Source organism: Pseudomonas sp. NPDC078416 (genome assembly GCF_050268485.1).
GTDB lineage: Bacteria > Pseudomonadota > Gammaproteobacteria > Pseudomonadales > Pseudomonadaceae > Aquipseudomonas.
In genome coordinates this window covers 106,284-120,521 of record NZ_JBNNGV010000016.1, presented here as the reverse complement: position 1 = coordinate 120,521, position 14,238 = coordinate 106,284, and the positions used below count along the sequence as shown (strand labels likewise).

11 protein-coding genes are annotated in these 14,238 nt (G+C 62.6%); 7 read left to right on the top strand and 4 right to left on the bottom strand.

What is annotated here, in order from left to right; all coding sequences use genetic code 11:
* Positions 1-358 precede the first annotated feature (358 nt).
* Complete coding sequence (locus ACQKEN_RS15685; protein WP_427686801.1) at positions 359-1,609, bottom strand: M20/M25/M40 family metallo-hydrolase; 1,251 nt, start codon at positions 1,607-1,609, stop codon at positions 359-361.
* Positions 1,610-1,741: 132 nt separating this feature from the next.
* On the opposite strand from ACQKEN_RS15685, the gene ACQKEN_RS15680 reads away from it, so the two are divergent.
* A complete protein-coding gene (locus ACQKEN_RS15680; protein ID WP_427686799.1) occupies positions 1,742-4,111 on the top strand; it encodes a DNA polymerase II in 2,370 nt (789 codons plus the stop codon).
* A 9-nt stretch (positions 4,112-4,120) separates the two neighbouring features.
* Here ACQKEN_RS15680 and ACQKEN_RS15675 read toward each other — a convergent pair whose 3' ends face one another.
* The gene (locus ACQKEN_RS15675) at positions 4,121-5,020 is read right to left on the bottom strand and encodes a LysR family transcriptional regulator (RefSeq protein WP_427686797.1); all 900 of its coding nucleotides are present in this window, start codon (positions 5,018-5,020) and stop codon (positions 4,121-4,123) included.
* Between the two features lie 94 nt (positions 5,021-5,114).
* Between ACQKEN_RS15675 and ACQKEN_RS15670 the strand changes: the two genes are divergently transcribed.
* Entirely contained in the window at positions 5,115-5,558 is a 444-nt protein-coding gene (locus ACQKEN_RS15670) for a (R)-mandelonitrile lyase (protein WP_427686795.1), read from the top strand.
* An 18-nt stretch (positions 5,559-5,576) separates the two neighbouring features.
* Here the strand turns inward: ACQKEN_RS15670 and ACQKEN_RS15665 are convergent, their stop codons facing one another.
* Positions 5,577-6,518 carry an AraC family transcriptional regulator N-terminal domain-containing protein gene (locus ACQKEN_RS15665; protein WP_427686793.1) on the bottom strand — a complete coding sequence of 314 codons (942 nt, stop codon included), beginning with the start codon at positions 6,516-6,518 and terminating at the stop codon, positions 5,577-5,579.
* A gap of 200 nt (positions 6,519-6,718) precedes the next feature.
* Between ACQKEN_RS15665 and ACQKEN_RS15660 the strand changes: the two genes are divergently transcribed.
* Positions 6,719-7,747, top strand: a complete 1,029-nt coding sequence (locus ACQKEN_RS15660) for an alpha/beta hydrolase (protein WP_427686792.1) — start codon at positions 6,719-6,721, stop codon at positions 7,745-7,747.
* A gap of 204 nt (positions 7,748-7,951) precedes the next feature.
* Here the strand turns inward: ACQKEN_RS15660 and ACQKEN_RS15655 are convergent, their stop codons facing one another.
* Positions 7,952-8,821 carry an isocitrate lyase/PEP mutase family protein gene (locus ACQKEN_RS15655; protein ID WP_265389386.1) on the bottom strand — a complete coding sequence of 290 codons (870 nt, stop codon included), beginning with the start codon at positions 8,819-8,821 and terminating at the stop codon, positions 7,952-7,954.
* 666 nt (positions 8,822-9,487) lie between these two features.
* On the opposite strand from ACQKEN_RS15655, the gene ACQKEN_RS15650 reads away from it, so the two are divergent.
* The 4 genes from ACQKEN_RS15650 (at position 9,488) to ACQKEN_RS15635 (ending at position 14,222) form a co-directional block, all read left to right on the top strand.
* On the top strand, positions 9,488-11,038 hold the full coding sequence (locus ACQKEN_RS15650) for a sugar ABC transporter ATP-binding protein (protein WP_427686790.1): 1,551 nt from the start codon (positions 9,488-9,490) through the stop codon (positions 11,036-11,038).
* A gap of 160 nt (positions 11,039-11,198) precedes the next feature.
* Positions 11,199-12,191: an ABC transporter permease subunit gene (locus tag ACQKEN_RS15645; protein ID WP_369307668.1), complete on the top strand. Its 993-nt coding sequence runs from the start codon at positions 11,199-11,201 to the stop codon at positions 12,189-12,191.
* 64 nt (positions 12,192-12,255) lie between these two features.
* Complete coding sequence (locus ACQKEN_RS15640) at positions 12,256-13,197, top strand: ABC transporter substrate-binding protein (protein WP_427686787.1); 942 nt, start codon at positions 12,256-12,258, stop codon at positions 13,195-13,197.
* Positions 13,198-13,223: 26 nt separating this feature from the next.
* The gene (locus tag ACQKEN_RS15635) at positions 13,224-14,222 is read left to right on the top strand and encodes a LacI family DNA-binding transcriptional regulator (RefSeq protein ID WP_427686785.1); all 999 of its coding nucleotides are present in this window, start codon (positions 13,224-13,226) and stop codon (positions 14,220-14,222) included.
* The last annotated feature ends 16 nt before the right edge of the window (positions 14,223-14,238 follow it).

The following is a 14,238-nucleotide window of genomic DNA, read 5'->3' as shown; positions in this document are numbered from 1 at the left end:
CCGCCATCCATGGCGGGGGGCGGCTCTCGCGGCATCCATGCCGCTCGGCCCACGGAGCGAGACCTGCGTTCAGCCTGCACCCAAGTCGCGATTGGCGGTGACTGGACTTTTTGCGTTTGAAGATCAAAAGCAGATCAAAAGCAGATCAAGGGCTTCCCGGCTGAAGCCGGTCCCAATGGCTGCCCGCGCTGCTGTTAGTGGGACCGGCTTTAGCCGGGAAGGGGCCGGTTTGGGCACCATCAATCTTGCGGTCCTATGCCTGATCGTTCCCACGCTCCGCGTGGTAATGCCGCCTCTGACGCTCCGCGTCCCACCGGAACTGGCTTTTCAATAAGCCCTGAGGAGCGTCAGCCCCGCTCTATTTTCCGGACAATTCCATGATCATCGCCGCGGTCAGATAGAGCCTCGGGGCGATGCTGGTGAGGTCGATGTATTCGTCGTCGGCGTGGAGGCCGGCGCCGACGACGCCCATGGTTTCGAGGACGGCGGGTTTTTGGCTGTCGGGGACGTAGGCGTAGCCGGCGTCGGTGCCGAAACGCATGGCGATGGGTTCGAGGGGGCGGCCGGTGTTGGCGTAGATCGCTTGCGCCGTTTTGGCGAGTGCGTCGGTGGCGGGGTTTTTCGCCAGTGGGGGGCGGCCTTTGTCGAGGCGGAAGGTGACGTCGGTGCCGTCGATCATTTTGCCTTGCACGATGCGCTGACCATCGGCCAGCACGCGGTCGGATTCGCTCAGGTCGGAGTAGCGCATGTCGCCTTCGGCCGCGGCGCTGGAGGGGATGATGTTGCGTTTCTCGCCACCTTTGATCAGCGTCCAGTTGACCGTTGTGCCCTTGGCCGGATTGCCCAGGTCCTTGAGCTGCACCAGTTGGTGGGCCAGTTCCATGGCGGCGTTGCGGCCGGCTTCCGGGGCGGAGCCGGCGTGGGAAGACTTGCCTTTGACGTCGACGAACACGCCGTTGATGCCGTTGGTGGCGACCGTCACCGCGTCCTTGTCCGGTGGCTCGAACGAGAACACGTAGTCGTGCTTGCGGGCCAGCTCGGCGATCAGGGTTTTCGAGCCCGCGGAACCCGTTTCTTCGTCGGGGTTGAACAGCACGGTGATCGTGCCAAAATCCTTGAATTTCTCGTCTTCCAGCAGCTTCAGGGTGTGCAGCACCATGGCCACGCCGCCTTTGGCATCGGCGACACCGGGGCCATAAGCATGCTCACCGTCGACGCGGAACGGACGCTTGGCGGCCGTGCCGGGGCCGAACACGGTGTCGTAATGGATCATCAGCAAAAAGGATTTGCTGCCCGTACCCTTGAGGGTGCCGACGATGTTATCGCCCGCCGAGGGCGTCGCTGGCGTGGTTTCCACCGTTGCGCCCAGGGCCTTGAGACGTTCGACCAGCACCGCGCTGACCATTTTCAAACCGGGCGCCTGACCGGTCCCGGTGTCGATGTCGACCAATTGCTTGACGGTGGCCAGATAGGGTTTCTGCTCGGCCTGGGCCTTCTTCAGCAGTTGCTCGGGAGAAACGTCGGCGGCATAGGCGCCGCCGGCAAAAAAGCCCCCGCTGAACAACGCGGCGAGGATGGAGGCGGTCAGAGCGGTACGTCGAACGTGCATGCTGGATCCCTCAGATGATGGTCGAGTTGTTGTGATGTCCATGGGACCACATCGTTCCTGCAGCCGCCGCGCTTTCCGGTGGCATTCACCGTAGAATCCTCGTCTGAAATAAAAAGCGACGAGGTTGCAGCGGTGGATTTACAGCAGGGCTTCGTCCTGACCCGGCATTGGCGTGATACGGACGCCGGCACCGAGGTGGAATTCTGGCTGGCCACCGATGAGGGGCCGCGCCAGGTGCGCCTGCCGTATCAGACTTCGGTCGCGTTTATTCCGGAGCAGCACCGCGAGCGCGCCGAAGCCGTATTGCGCAACGAGCGCCATGTCGAGCTCAAGCCGCTGGAGCTGTGTGATTTCCGCCACCGCCCGGTGTTCGGGTTTTACACCCGCCAGCATCGCCAATTGATGAACCTGGAAAGCGACCTGCGCAAGGCCAGCGTCGATGTTTACGAAGCTGATATCCGCCCGCCCGAGCGTTACCTGATGGAGCGTTTCATCACTGCGCCGGTGCAGTTCGGCGGGCGGCCGGACGCCAATGGCCTGTTGCTGGACGCGCAACTCAGGCCTGATCCAAATTATCGACCGACCCTGAAACTGGTGTCGCTGGACATCGAAACCACCGAGCGCGGCGAGCTGTATTGCATCGGCCTGCACGGCTGCGGCGAGCGTCAGGTGTACATGCTCGGCCCGGCCAACGGCGATGACGCTAAGGTGAATTTCAAGCTCGAATACTGCGACACCCGGGTCGCTCTGCTGGAGAAACTCAACGAATGGATGGCCCGCCATGACCCGGACGGGATCATCGGCTGGAACGTCGTGCAGTTTGACTTGCGCGTGCTGCACGAGCACTCGCGGCGCTTGAATGTGCCGCTGCGCCTGGGTCGCGGCGGCGAGGTGATGACCTGGCGCGAACACGGCGCGCGCAACAATCACTTCTTCGCGGCGGCGGCCGGGCGGCTGATCATCGACGGCATCGAAGCGCTGCGTTCAGCGACCTGGAGTTTCCCCTCGTTCAGCCTGGAAAACGTGTCGCAAACGCTCCTCGGCGAAGGCAAGGCCATCGACAATCCGTATCAGCGCATGGACGAGATCAACCGCATGTTTGCCGAGGACAAGCCGGCGCTGGCGCGGTACAACCTCAAGGACTGTGAGCTGGTCACGCAGATTTTTGCCAAGACCGAGCTGCTGACCTTCCTTCTCGAACGCGCCACGGTGACCGGCCTGCCGGTGGATCGCAATGGCGGTTCGGTGGCCGCGTTCGAGCATTTGTACATCCCGCTGATGCACCGCCAGGGCTTTGTCGCGCCGAACCTGGGCGAGCGCATGCCGGAAGCCAGCCCCGGCGGTTTCGTCATGGATTCCCGCCCCGGGCTGTACGAATCGGTGTTGGTGCTCGATTACAAAAGCCTGTATCCGTCCATCATCCGCACGTTTCTCATCGACCCCGTAGGTTTGATCGAAGGCCTCAAGCACCCCGACGACAGTGAGTCGGTGGAAGGCTTTCGGGGCGCGCGTTTTTCCCGGACGCGGCATTGTCTGCCGGCCATCGTCTCGCGTGTCGCCGAAGGGCGCGAAGTGGCCAAGCGCGAGCGCAATGCGCCGTTGTCCCAGGCGCTGAAAATCATCATGAACGCCTTTTACGGCGTGCTGGGTTCCAGTGGTTGCCGCTTCTTCGATACGCGGCTGGCATCGTCGATCACTCTGCGCGGGCACGAGATCATGCACCAGACCCGGCTGCTGATCGAAGCCCAGGGTTATGAGGTGATTTACGGCGACACCGACTCGACGTTCGTCTGGCTGAAAAAAGCCCATGCGCAGGACGATGCCGCGCAAATCGGCACCGCGCTGGTGAAGCAGGTCAACGATTGGTGGCGCGAACATCTGAAGAAGTCGTACGACCTGGACAGCGCCCTCGAACTGCAATTCGAAACCCACTTCAAGCGCTTCCTCATGCCGACCATTCGCGGCGCGGAAGAGGGCAGCAAGAAGCGCTATGCAGGGTTGGTGACCCGCGCCGATGGCAAAGACGAAATGGTCTATAAAGGACTGGAAGTGGTGCGCACCGACTGGTCGCCGCTGGCCCGGACCTTTCAGCAGGAGCTGTACCTGCGGATTTTCCAGCGTCAGCCGTTTCAGGAATACATTCGGGAGTACGTGGGCCGAACCCTGGCCGGTGAGCTCGACGGCCAACTCATCTATCGCAAGCGCCTGCGCCGCGCCCTCGACGATTACGAACGCAACGTGCCGCCCCATGTGCGCGCCGCGCGCCTGGCCGATGAGTACAACCGCCAGCAGGGCCGACCGTTGCAGTATCAGAATGGCGGCTGGATCAACTATGTGATCACCGTCGCCGGCCCTGAACCGCTGGAAGTGCGGACGGCGGCCATCGACTACGACCACTACATCAGCAAACAGCTGCAGCCGATTGCCGACGCGATCCTGCCGTTCGTGATCTCGCGGACCATCGATCTCAGTTCCCAGGACCAGTTCAGCTTCGACTTCTAACCCGTCTTCTCACGCCAGCGGATTGATCCGCAGCGCCTCCAGCACCACGCGAAACGCCGCCGTGTGCTGGCGCCGGCTGGGGTAGTACAGGTGATAGCCTTCGAACGGTTCGCACCAGTCGGCGAGCACCTCCACCAGTTCGCCCTGTTTGATATGCCCGGCGACCAGCCCTTCGGGAAGCTGCGCCAGACCGACGCCGTCCAGGCACCCCTGAAGAATCTGAAACACGCTGTTCATGATCAGCGGGCCGTCGACACGCACGCGAATCTCGCGGCCTTCTTTCGCGTATTCCCATTGATACAGCGCGCCGTGGGTCGGCAGGCGCAGGTTGATGCAGCGATGGCGGGGCAGGTCTTCGGGCACCCGTGGCGTAGGGTGCCGCGCGAGGTACTCGGGGGACGCCACGGTCATCAGCCGCAACGGCGGGGCAATCGGCGCGGCGATCATGTCCGCCGCGAGGGTGTCACCCAGGCGCACGCCGGCGTCGATGCGCTGGGCGACGATGTCGGTCAGGCCGTAGTCGGTGACCAGTTCGATGGTCATGTCAGGGTATTGATCGAGCAAGGGTTTGAGCCGTGGCCACAGCACGTAACGCGCGGCGAACTCGTCAGCGGTGATGCGCACCGTGCCGGAAGGGCGGCCGCTGTGGTCGATGGCGGCATCGACCTGCTCCTGGATGCTGTCGAGCAGCGGCGCCAGTCCCTTGAATAACTGCTCGCCGGCCTCGGTGCGGGTCACGCTGCGGGTGGTGCGGGTGAGCAGGCGAACGCCCAGACGCTCCTCAAGCAGGCGCATGGTCTGCCCGACCGCCGAGGGTGAAATACCCAGCGCGGCGGCGGCGCGGGTGAAATTGCCTTCGCGGCCCACTGCAACGAACACCGCTAGGTCATCCAGTTTGTAATCCGCCATTGCCAAGCGCTCCTTCATTTTGATCGAAGCATTCTACGGATACTGTCGGCAATGCGCCCTTGTTACGCTGCCTGCACATTTTCTGGAGGTCGCTATGAGCTCAACTGATTTATCTGCTGAAGACATGCAAATCCACCGCGCCGGCTCGGCCAAGGCCGTCAAGGGCCCGGCAGACTGGTTCACCGGCGACGTAAGAATTGACCGGATTTTCAACGCCCCGGCACCGGCGCGGGTCGGCCTGGCCATCGTGAATTTCCAGCCGGGCGCCCGCACTAACTGGCATACCCACCCGCTGGGGCAGATTTTGCTGGTCACCGACGGCGTCGGCTGGACCCAGTGCGAAGGCGGGCCGAAAACCGAAATCCGCCCGGGCGATCTGATCTGGTGCAACTGCGGCCGTCGTCACTGGCACGGCGCAACCGACACCACCGCCATGCAACACGTCGCGGTCAACGAAGCGCTGGACGGCAAGCCGGTCGACTGGCTGGAGCCGGTGACCGAGCAGACCTACCTGGCCGGGCCGGTGAAAAAAGACTGAGGGGCTGGCGGGCGACGATCATGACGCCGCCGCGGCCTGGCTGCGCATCCGCGTAATGTCCTTTTTCGGCGGTGCGCCGAACAGCCGACCGTACTCGCGACTGAACTGCGAGGGGCTTTCGTAACCGACCTTGAACGCAGCGCTGGCGGCGTCCTGCTGTTCGTTGAGCATCAGCCGCCGCGCCTCGTTCAGACGCAGCCATTTCTGGTACTGCAGCGGGCTCATGGACGTGAGGTTGCGAAAGTGCAGGTGGAAGTTCGGCGCGCTCATCTGCACCCGCGCAGCCAGGTCTTCGACGCGCAAGGCACTCGCGTAATTGAGCTTCAGCCAGTCGATGGCTTTGGCAATCCGGTAACCCTGACTGTCGACCGAAGCAATATGCCGCAGCAGCGGCGCCCGATCGCCCTGGAGCAGCCGGAAGTGAATCTCCCGCTGCAACAGGGGCCAGAGCACCGGAATGGCGTCGGGCTCCTGCAACAGATTGACCAGTCGGGCGAGGGGATCGAGCAGCGTTGAGGTCAGGCTGGCAATGCCCGCGCTTTTGCGCACGGCGCGCTCCTTCGGTGTTGGTACATCCCCTTGGGCGATCAGCTCGGCCAAGGTGCGCAGGTCCAGCTGGAAGACCAGCCCCAGGCACGGCACGTCCGCGCTGGCGAGGGTTACAGCGGAGTTGGCAGGCACGTCCAGTGAGGTGATCAGAAAGCGCGTCGTGTCGTAGGGATAGACGTCGCTGCCGATGACCATTTCCTTGGCGCCCTGGACCACCAGCACGATGCTCGGGGCCAGGATGCAGGTCACTGGCGGCGAGGGCGCTTCGCGGCGAAACAGGCCGAGGCCGGTGATGACGGTAGGAAAATCACCGGGGGCCGGCGTAAGGCTGTCGATTATGCGCGTCAGCGATTGCAACTGGGCTCGGGTGTCGCTGCCTGTTGCCTGCATCGAAATCGCGGTGTCGCCCATGTTTTTCCCCCATTTGGTTTTGCTGTCCTGCCGAGCTTGAACTGTACGGGCCCGGTAAAACAGCCGTCCAGCCTTGCCCCTCCGGATTGATCGGATCGGGCAAGAAAGCCACCGGATTGCTCTACTGCCTGCTCGGGCTGCCCCATGAATATGTGCATCGCACACTTCATTCGCGCCGCGCCCCGGCGCCGGAGACATTCATGAAACAGCTGATGATGGGGCTGGCCTTGCTGGTCAGTTCATTCGCAACAATGGGAGCCGATATGTCCAGCGGAGCTGACAATTTCTACACCAGTGAACAGGTCACCAAGCAGAAGGTGACGTTCAACAACCAGTACCTGATGAAAACAGTGGGCAACCTGTTCGTGCCGAAGGACATGATCAGTGGCCGCAAGTATCCGGCGATCATCGTCGGTCACCCCATGGGCGCCGTGAAGGAACAGAGCTCGAACCTGTACGCGCAGAAACTCGCCGAGCAGGGTTTCATTACGCTGGCAATCGACCTGTCGTTCTGGGGGGAAAGCGAAGGTCGGCCGCGCAATCTGGTGTCCCCTGAGATCTACGCCGAAGACTTCAGCGCCGCCGTCGACTACCTCGGCAGCCAAGGCTTCGTCGATCGCGACCGCATCGGTGTTCTGGGTATCTGCGGCAGCGGCAGTTTCGCCATCAGCGCTGCGAAGATAGACCCACGCATGAAGGCCGTCGCGACCGTGAGCATGTATGACATGGGCGGCGTCAATCGCAACGGCCTGCAGCATTCGGTCAGTGTCGAGCAACGCAAAGAAGCCATGGCGGCCGCCGCTGTACAACGTGATGTCGAGTTTGCCGGCGGCAAAACCCAGTACACCAGCGGCACCGTGGACAGACTCACCGAACACTCCAACCCGATCGAGCGTGAGTTTTACGACTTCTACCGGACCCCACGGGGCGAGTTCACGCCGAAGGGCCAGTCGCCTGAATTGACCACGCACCCCACACTGAGCAGCAACGTGAAGTTCATGAACTTCTACCCGTTCGCTGACATCGAGACGATTTCACCGCGGCCGATGCTATTCATCGCCGGCGAGAACGCCCATTCCCGCGAGTTCAGCGAGGAGGCTTATCGCCTGGCCGGTGAGCCCAAAGAGCTGGTGATCATTCCGGGTGCCGGGCACGTGGACCTGTATGACCGGGTGGATCTGATCCCTTTCGGCAGGCTGACATCGTTCTTTCAGACCCATCTGAAGTAAGCCCCAAGAGGCTCGATCCGGTCACGCGCCGGATCCTGCCGGAACGGTCCTTTTTGCTGCACGTTCCGTTTTGCGCGACGTTTATCGCGAGCGGTGTGTTTTTGCTCGCCGCCGCGCTGGTGGCGTGGAAGATGTCGCAGACCGCAGCGGTCGCTGGATGAAGCAGGTAACGGGCGTGACGCACAAAGGCGCCACGCCGCAGGCTTACTCCTTCACGTCCATGAAGTCCTTGGCCCAGGCCACGTAATTTTCCGGGAACGTGTAGGTGTGGGTCAGTTCGGTGGCGCTGTGGTTCGAGGTGCTGTGGGTGACCTGACGCTGGGCGCGGAGGCTGTCGTAGGTGGCCTTGATCGCGGCGAAGTACGCCGCGTGGCCCGCGACCACCACCCGCACGCCCAGATCGGCCAGGCGCTGACGGTCATTGAGTTCCGGGTTGCCGTAGGTCACCAGCATCAACGGCACGCTGAGCTTTTCCGAAATCTGCTCCAGGTGCTCGAAGTCCTTGATCCCGACGATGCAGATGCCGTCGGCGCCGGCCTTTTCGTAGGCCAGGGTGCGTTCGATGATGTCCTGGACCGGCAGCACGCCGGCATTGGTCCGGGCGACGATCGTCAGTTCCGGGTCGACTCGGGCTTCAAGCGCCGCCTTGACCTTGCCGATGCCTTCTTCGATGGACACCAGATCCGTGGATTTGCGCCCGAATTGCGCAGGCAGCAAGGTGTCTTCGATGGTCAGCGCCGCCACACCGGCGCGCTCCAGTTCTTCAACGGTGCGCATGACGTTTAATGCGTTGCCATAGCCATGGTCAGCGTCGGCAATGAACGGCAGCTGCGCGACGCGACCGATCCGGGTCGCCTGCTCGACGAACTCGCTCAAGGTAATCAACGCAAAATCCGGTGCTGCCAGCACCTGCAGCGACGCCACCGACCCCCCCAGAATGCCGACCTCGAAGCCCAGATCCGCCGCAATGCGCGCCGACATGGGATCGAACACTGAAGCCGTCTCGACGCAGTGCTGCGAAGCCAGCTGCTCACGGAATTTGCGACGCAAAGCGGAGTGGGAAATTCTGGACATAAGGCTTCCTGATTCAGGCCGTCATCGAAATGCCAGCAATGCTACCGCAAATTCAGGCTGAAACGTCTCACCTCGACGAGCGACGTGCATTGATGTGGGTTTGTGGCCGCGCAGGGCTGACCTCCGCAGCACTTGGCAGGACCCGCTTCAGCAGGGAAGGCGTCAACATCACACCGCAGAATTGAGGGTGACCTCGCCGGCCTCTTCCCGGCTGAAGCCGGTCCCACTGAAACACCGCCGATCGTTCCCACGCTCTGCGTGGTAACGCCGCCCCGGACGCTCCGCGTCCACAAGAGGACCCGCATTGGAGAGCGGGAGTTGACGCGGAGCGTCACAGGATGCATCCCCACGCGCAGCGAGGGGAAGCCAATACCAATGAAACACCGCGCGCGTTTGGTAGGACCGGCTTCAGCCGGGAAGACGCCAAACCTCGCGCCGCATAACTCAAACCGTAAAAAAAGAAGCAAGCGCTTGCGTGAATCGATTCAGCTGTTCTAGGATCAAGCAGTTCCGAAATATTTCAAGGCAATACCCGAGCGCCACCCGCAAAGAGGTGGCCCAGGCATAAAAACAAGAAACCTCGGAGATTCACATGATCAGCTCGTTTGCTCGATTGCCGCGTGTGCTGTCCGCGCTCGTCACCTCTGCTTCATCGGCCGCTCGGTTATGAGCGCCGCCGTCCTCTCCGTTTCTCCTCAGCCCGTGCTGGAAATGACCGCCATTTCCAAGACCTTTAACGGCCTGCGCGTGCTGAAAAATGTCGCTCTCAAGGTCTACGCCGGTGAAGTTCATGCCCTGATGGGCGAGAACGGCGCGGGCAAGTCGACGCTGATGAAGATTCTGTCCGGCGCCTATCAGGCCGATGCCGGTGGCGAAATCCGCATCGACGGCCAGACCCTGAACGCGTTCGACCCGTTGTCTGCCAAAGCGCGCGGCATCGCCGTGATCTATCAGGAACTGAGCCTCTGCCCGAACCTCAGCGTCGCCGAGAACATTTACCTGGGCCGCGAATTGCGCCGTGGCTGGAGCATCGACCGCAAGGCGATGGAAGCCGGTTGCGTTGAGGTACTGGTGCGACTGGGCGCCGATTTCAAACCCTCCACCAAGGTCAGTGTGCTGTCCATTGCCGAGCGGCAACTGGTGGAAATCGCCCGGGCGCTGCACGCTAACGCGAAAATCCTGGTAATGGACGAGCCGACCACGCCGCTGTCGTCCCGGGAAACCGACCGCCTGTTTGCGCTGATCAAACAGCTGCGTGACCAGGGCCTGGCGATCATCTACATCAGCCATCGCATGGCAGAAATCTACGAGCTGTCCGACCGGGTGTCGGTGCTGCGCGACGGCGAATACGTCGGCATGCTGGAGCGCGATGCGCTGTCGGCCGAGGCGCTGGTGAAGATGATGGTCGGCCGCGATCTGTCCGGTTTCTACAAGAAAGAACACGCCGCCTACGACCCCGGCGCGGTGGTCATGCGCGTGCGCGACATGGCCGACGGCAAGCGCGTCAAGCCGTGCAGTTTCGACCTGCACGCCGGCGAAGTGCTGGGCATCGCCGGGCTGGTCGGGGCAGGGCGCACGGAACTGGCGCGACTGATCTTCGCCGCCGATTCACGTATCTCCGGCAGCCTTGAAGTGGCCGGCAAAGCGATCACCGAGCTGCGCAGCCCCACCGATGCGATTCGTGCGGGGGTGGTTTACCTGACTGAAGACCGCAAGGCCCAGGGGCTGTTTCTGGACATGAGCGTGCGCGACAACATCAACGTCTGCGCCTGCGTCCCCGACGCCCACACCGGCGGCGTGCTGGATCGCGGCCGTGGCGCGAAACGGGCGATCGAGGCGATTCGTTCGCTGTCGATTCGCGTGGCGTCGGGCAAGGTCAACGTCGGCGCGCTGTCCGGCGGCAATCAACAGAAGGTTCTGTTGGCGCGGCTGCTGGAGGTCAAACCCCATGTGTTGATTCTCGACGAGCCCACCCGCGGCGTGGACATCGGCTCCAAGTCCGAGATCTACCGAATCATCAACGAACTGGCCAAGGCCGGCGTCGGCATTGTGGTGATCTCCAGCGAGCTGCCGGAAATCATCGGCACCTGCGACCGCGTGCTGATCATGCGCGAAGGGGAGCTGGTGGCCGAAGTGGGTGGCCACTCCGGGCAGGAGATCTCCCAGGAGCGGATCATCGATCTGGCAACGGGGAGTGCGCAGGTGGCCCATGTCTAGACCCACCTCTCAGGCGCGACCCTTACCCTGTAGGAGCGCGCTTGCCCGCGAATGCGTTGTATCAGTCAGCGCATTTGGCGCTGACAGATCCCGTTCGCGGGCAAGCGCGCTCCTACAGAAACGTGTCTCCCACCCACAACAATAAAAAGGAAACCAGGCCATGAGTCTGCCCCTGGAAAACTCGCCCACCGTTGCCGCCATCAGCAAGCGTGAACGTGTGCGCGAACTGATGCGTACCGTTGGCATGCTGCCGGTGCTGATTCTGTTGCTGATCGGCTTCTCGCTGATGACCGACACCTTCATGAGCTGGCAGAACCTGTCGATCATTACCCAGCAAGCCTCGGTCAACGTGGTGTTGGCGGCGGGCATGACCTTCGTGATTCTGACCGCCGGCATCGACCTTTCGGTGGGCGCGATTCTCGCGGCTTCGGCTGTGGTCGCCCTGCAAGCCTCGATGTCACCGCAGTTCGGCATGCTCGGCATCGCCGCCGGTGTCGGTTTCGGGCTGTTGCTGGGGCTGGTCAACGGTGGCCTGATTGCTTTTATGCGTCTGCCGCCGTTCATCGTCACCCTCGGTGCGCTCACCGCCATGCGCGGCCTGGCGCGTTTGCTGGCCGACGACAAAACCGTCTTCAACCCCGACCTGCCGTTCGCCTTCATCGGCAATGATTCAGTGCTCGGCGTGCCGTGGCTGGTGATCATCGCCGTGGCGGTCATCGTGGTTTCCTGGTTCATCCTGCGCCGCACAGTCATGGGCGTGCAGATCTACTCGGTGGGCGGCAATCCCGAAGCGGCGCGCCTGTCCGGGATCAAGGTGTGGAAGGTGTTGCTGTTCGTCTATGCGGTCTCCGGCGCGCTGGCCGGGCTCGGCGCAGTGATGAGCGCTTCGCGCCTGTTCGCCGCCAACGGCCTGCAGTTGGGACAGTCCTACGAGCTGGACGCCATCGCGGCGGTGATCCTCGGCGGCACCAGTTTCACCGGCGGCGTCGGCACCATCGGCGGCACCCTGATCGGCGCGCTGATCATTGCGGTGTTGACCAACGGCCTGGTGCTGTTGGGCGTCTCCGACATCTGGCAATACATCATCAAAGGCATCGTCATCATTGGTGCGGTGGCGCTGGATCGCTATCGCCAGTCCGGTGCGCGAACCTGATCAACTGCTGTTTGGCTCCACGCGTTTCAACGAAGACTCCGACAATAATCACAAGAGAGAACCCATGAACTTCAAACGCAAATTCCCCGCTGTCATGTCCCTGTGCCTGGCCGCGTTGCTGTCCCAGGGCGTCGAAGCCCGTGAGCTGAAATCCGTCGGCATCACCCTGGGTTCCCTGGGCAACCCATATTTCGTCACCCTGGCCGACGGCGCCAAGGCCAAGGCCATGGAGCTCAACCCCAACGTCAAAGTCACCTCCGTCTCCGCCGATTACGACCTCAGCAAGCAGTTCTCGCAGATCGACAACTTCATCGCGTCGGGCGTCGACCTGATCCTGATCAATGCCGTGGACCCGAAGGCCATTGCTTCGGCAATCAAGAAGGCCCAGGCCGCCGGCATCAAGGTCGTGGCCGTCGACGTCAGCGCCGCCGGCGTCGACGCCACCGTGCAGACCGATAACGTTGAAGCGGGCAAGCTGGCCTGTCAGTTCATCGTCGACAAGCTGTCCGGCAAGGGCAATGTGATCATTCAGAACGGCCCGCAGGTGACCGCCGTGACCGACCGCGTTGCGGGGTGTAAGTCGGCCTTCGCCGCTGCGCCGGACATCAAGATTCTCTCCGACGATCAGGACGCCAAAGGCTCCCGTGAAGGCGGCCTGAATGCGATGCAGGGTTACCTGACCCGCTTCCCGAAAATCGACGGCCTGTTCGCGATCAACGACCCTCAAGCCATCGGCAGTGACCTGGCCGCCAAGCAGTTGAAACGCAGCGGCATCATCATCACCTCGGTGGACGGTGCGCCGGACATCGAGCAAGCCCTCAAGTCCGATACCTCGATTCAGGCCTCGGCCAGCCAGGACCCGTGGGCCATGGCGCAGCAGGCGGTGGTCATCGGTAATGACCTGCTCAACGACAAGAAGCCCGCTGAAGCGGTCACTCAACTCACGCCGAAACTGATCACCCGCGACAACATCGGCTCCTACAGCGGCTGGTCCAGCAAGCACTGAGACGCAGGCCTGAAGGAGTCGTTGCCGTGATCAAAATGGAAGACGTGGCGAAGCGGGCGCGGGTATCGACGTCGACCGTTTCCCACGTGCTCAACGGCACGCGCAAAGTCAGCGCCAGGACGGTGGAAGCGGTGCAGCGGGCGGTTCAGGAGTTGGGCTACATCCCCAACACCCTGGCCCGCTCGCTGGCCCGTTCGCGCACCAACACCATCGGCGTGGCGATTTCGGCGCTGTCGAACCACTATTTCAGCGAGACCGTGCACGCCATCGAAACCGAATGCGCGCGCCACGGCATCATGATGTTGTTCGTTGATACCCACGACGATCCCGCCCAGGAACTGCGCGTGGTTCAGGCGCTGCACCACCGACGTGTGGACGGCATTCTGCTCGCGCCGTCCAGCGATCCGCAGCAGGCAGCGCTGGCGTACTTGCGCAGCAACGCCATTCCCAGCGTGCTGGTGGACCGGATGGCGGTCGAGGGTTTCGATCAGGTCGGCGTCGAGAATCGTCTGTCCACCGCTGAGTTGGTGACGCACCTGATCGGCCACGGTCACCGGCGCATTGCCATGATCGCCGGTCATCGCGGCCTGAGCACGACGGAGGAGCGGATCGAGGGCTACCGGCAGGCGCTGGTCGACGCTGATCTGCCGTGGGATCCGCAGTTGCTGATCGACGGCGAGTCGAACAGCGAATCGGCACGGGTCGCCACGGCAGCGCTGTTGCGCCTGAACCCGCCGCCCACGGCGATTCTGGCGGCGAATAACCTGATGACCATCGGCGCCATGCATGCGCTGCGCGACGCCAGCATTGAGGTGCCGGAGCAGATGGCGCTGGTGGGTTTCGATGATTTTGACTGGGCAGATTTTTTCCTGCCGCGCTTGAGCGTGATTGCTCAGCCGGTGCAGGCCCTGGGCGCGCGCGCGGTGCAGTTGCTGTTGCAGCGCATCGACGATCCCGAGGGCAAACGACTGTCGGAGCGACTGGCGCCGACGTTACGCATTCGTAATTCGTGTGGGTGCCTTTAGGCGTCCTCTTACAGGA

Bases quoted from the DNA above. Each gene is read 5' to 3' on its own strand.
- ACQKEN_RS15650 (WP_427686790.1), top strand. From the start codon at position 9,488: ATGAGCGCCGCCGTCCTCTCCGTTTCTCCTCAGCCCGTGCTGGAAATG.
- ACQKEN_RS15655 (WP_265389386.1), bottom strand. From the start codon at position 8,821: ATGTCCAGAATTTCCCACTCCGCTTTGCGTCGCAAATTCCGTGAGCAG.
- ACQKEN_RS15645 (WP_369307668.1), top strand. From the start codon at position 11,199: ATGAGTCTGCCCCTGGAAAACTCGCCCACCGTTGCCGCCATCAGCAAG.
- ACQKEN_RS15670 (WP_427686795.1), top strand. From the start codon at position 5,115: ATGAGCTCAACTGATTTATCTGCTGAAGACATGCAAATCCACCGCGCC.
- ACQKEN_RS15665 (WP_427686793.1), bottom strand. From the start codon at position 6,518: ATGGGCGACACCGCGATTTCGATGCAGGCAACAGGCAGCGACACCCGA.
- ACQKEN_RS15660 (WP_427686792.1), top strand. From the start codon at position 6,719: ATGAAACAGCTGATGATGGGGCTGGCCTTGCTGGTCAGTTCATTCGCA.
- ACQKEN_RS15685 (WP_427686801.1), bottom strand. From the start codon at position 1,609: ATGCACGTTCGACGTACCGCTCTGACCGCCTCCATCCTCGCCGCGTTG.
- ACQKEN_RS15640 (WP_427686787.1), top strand. From the start codon at position 12,256: ATGAACTTCAAACGCAAATTCCCCGCTGTCATGTCCCTGTGCCTGGCC.
- ACQKEN_RS15675 (WP_427686797.1), bottom strand. From the start codon at position 5,020: ATGGCGGATTACAAACTGGATGACCTAGCGGTGTTCGTTGCAGTGGGC.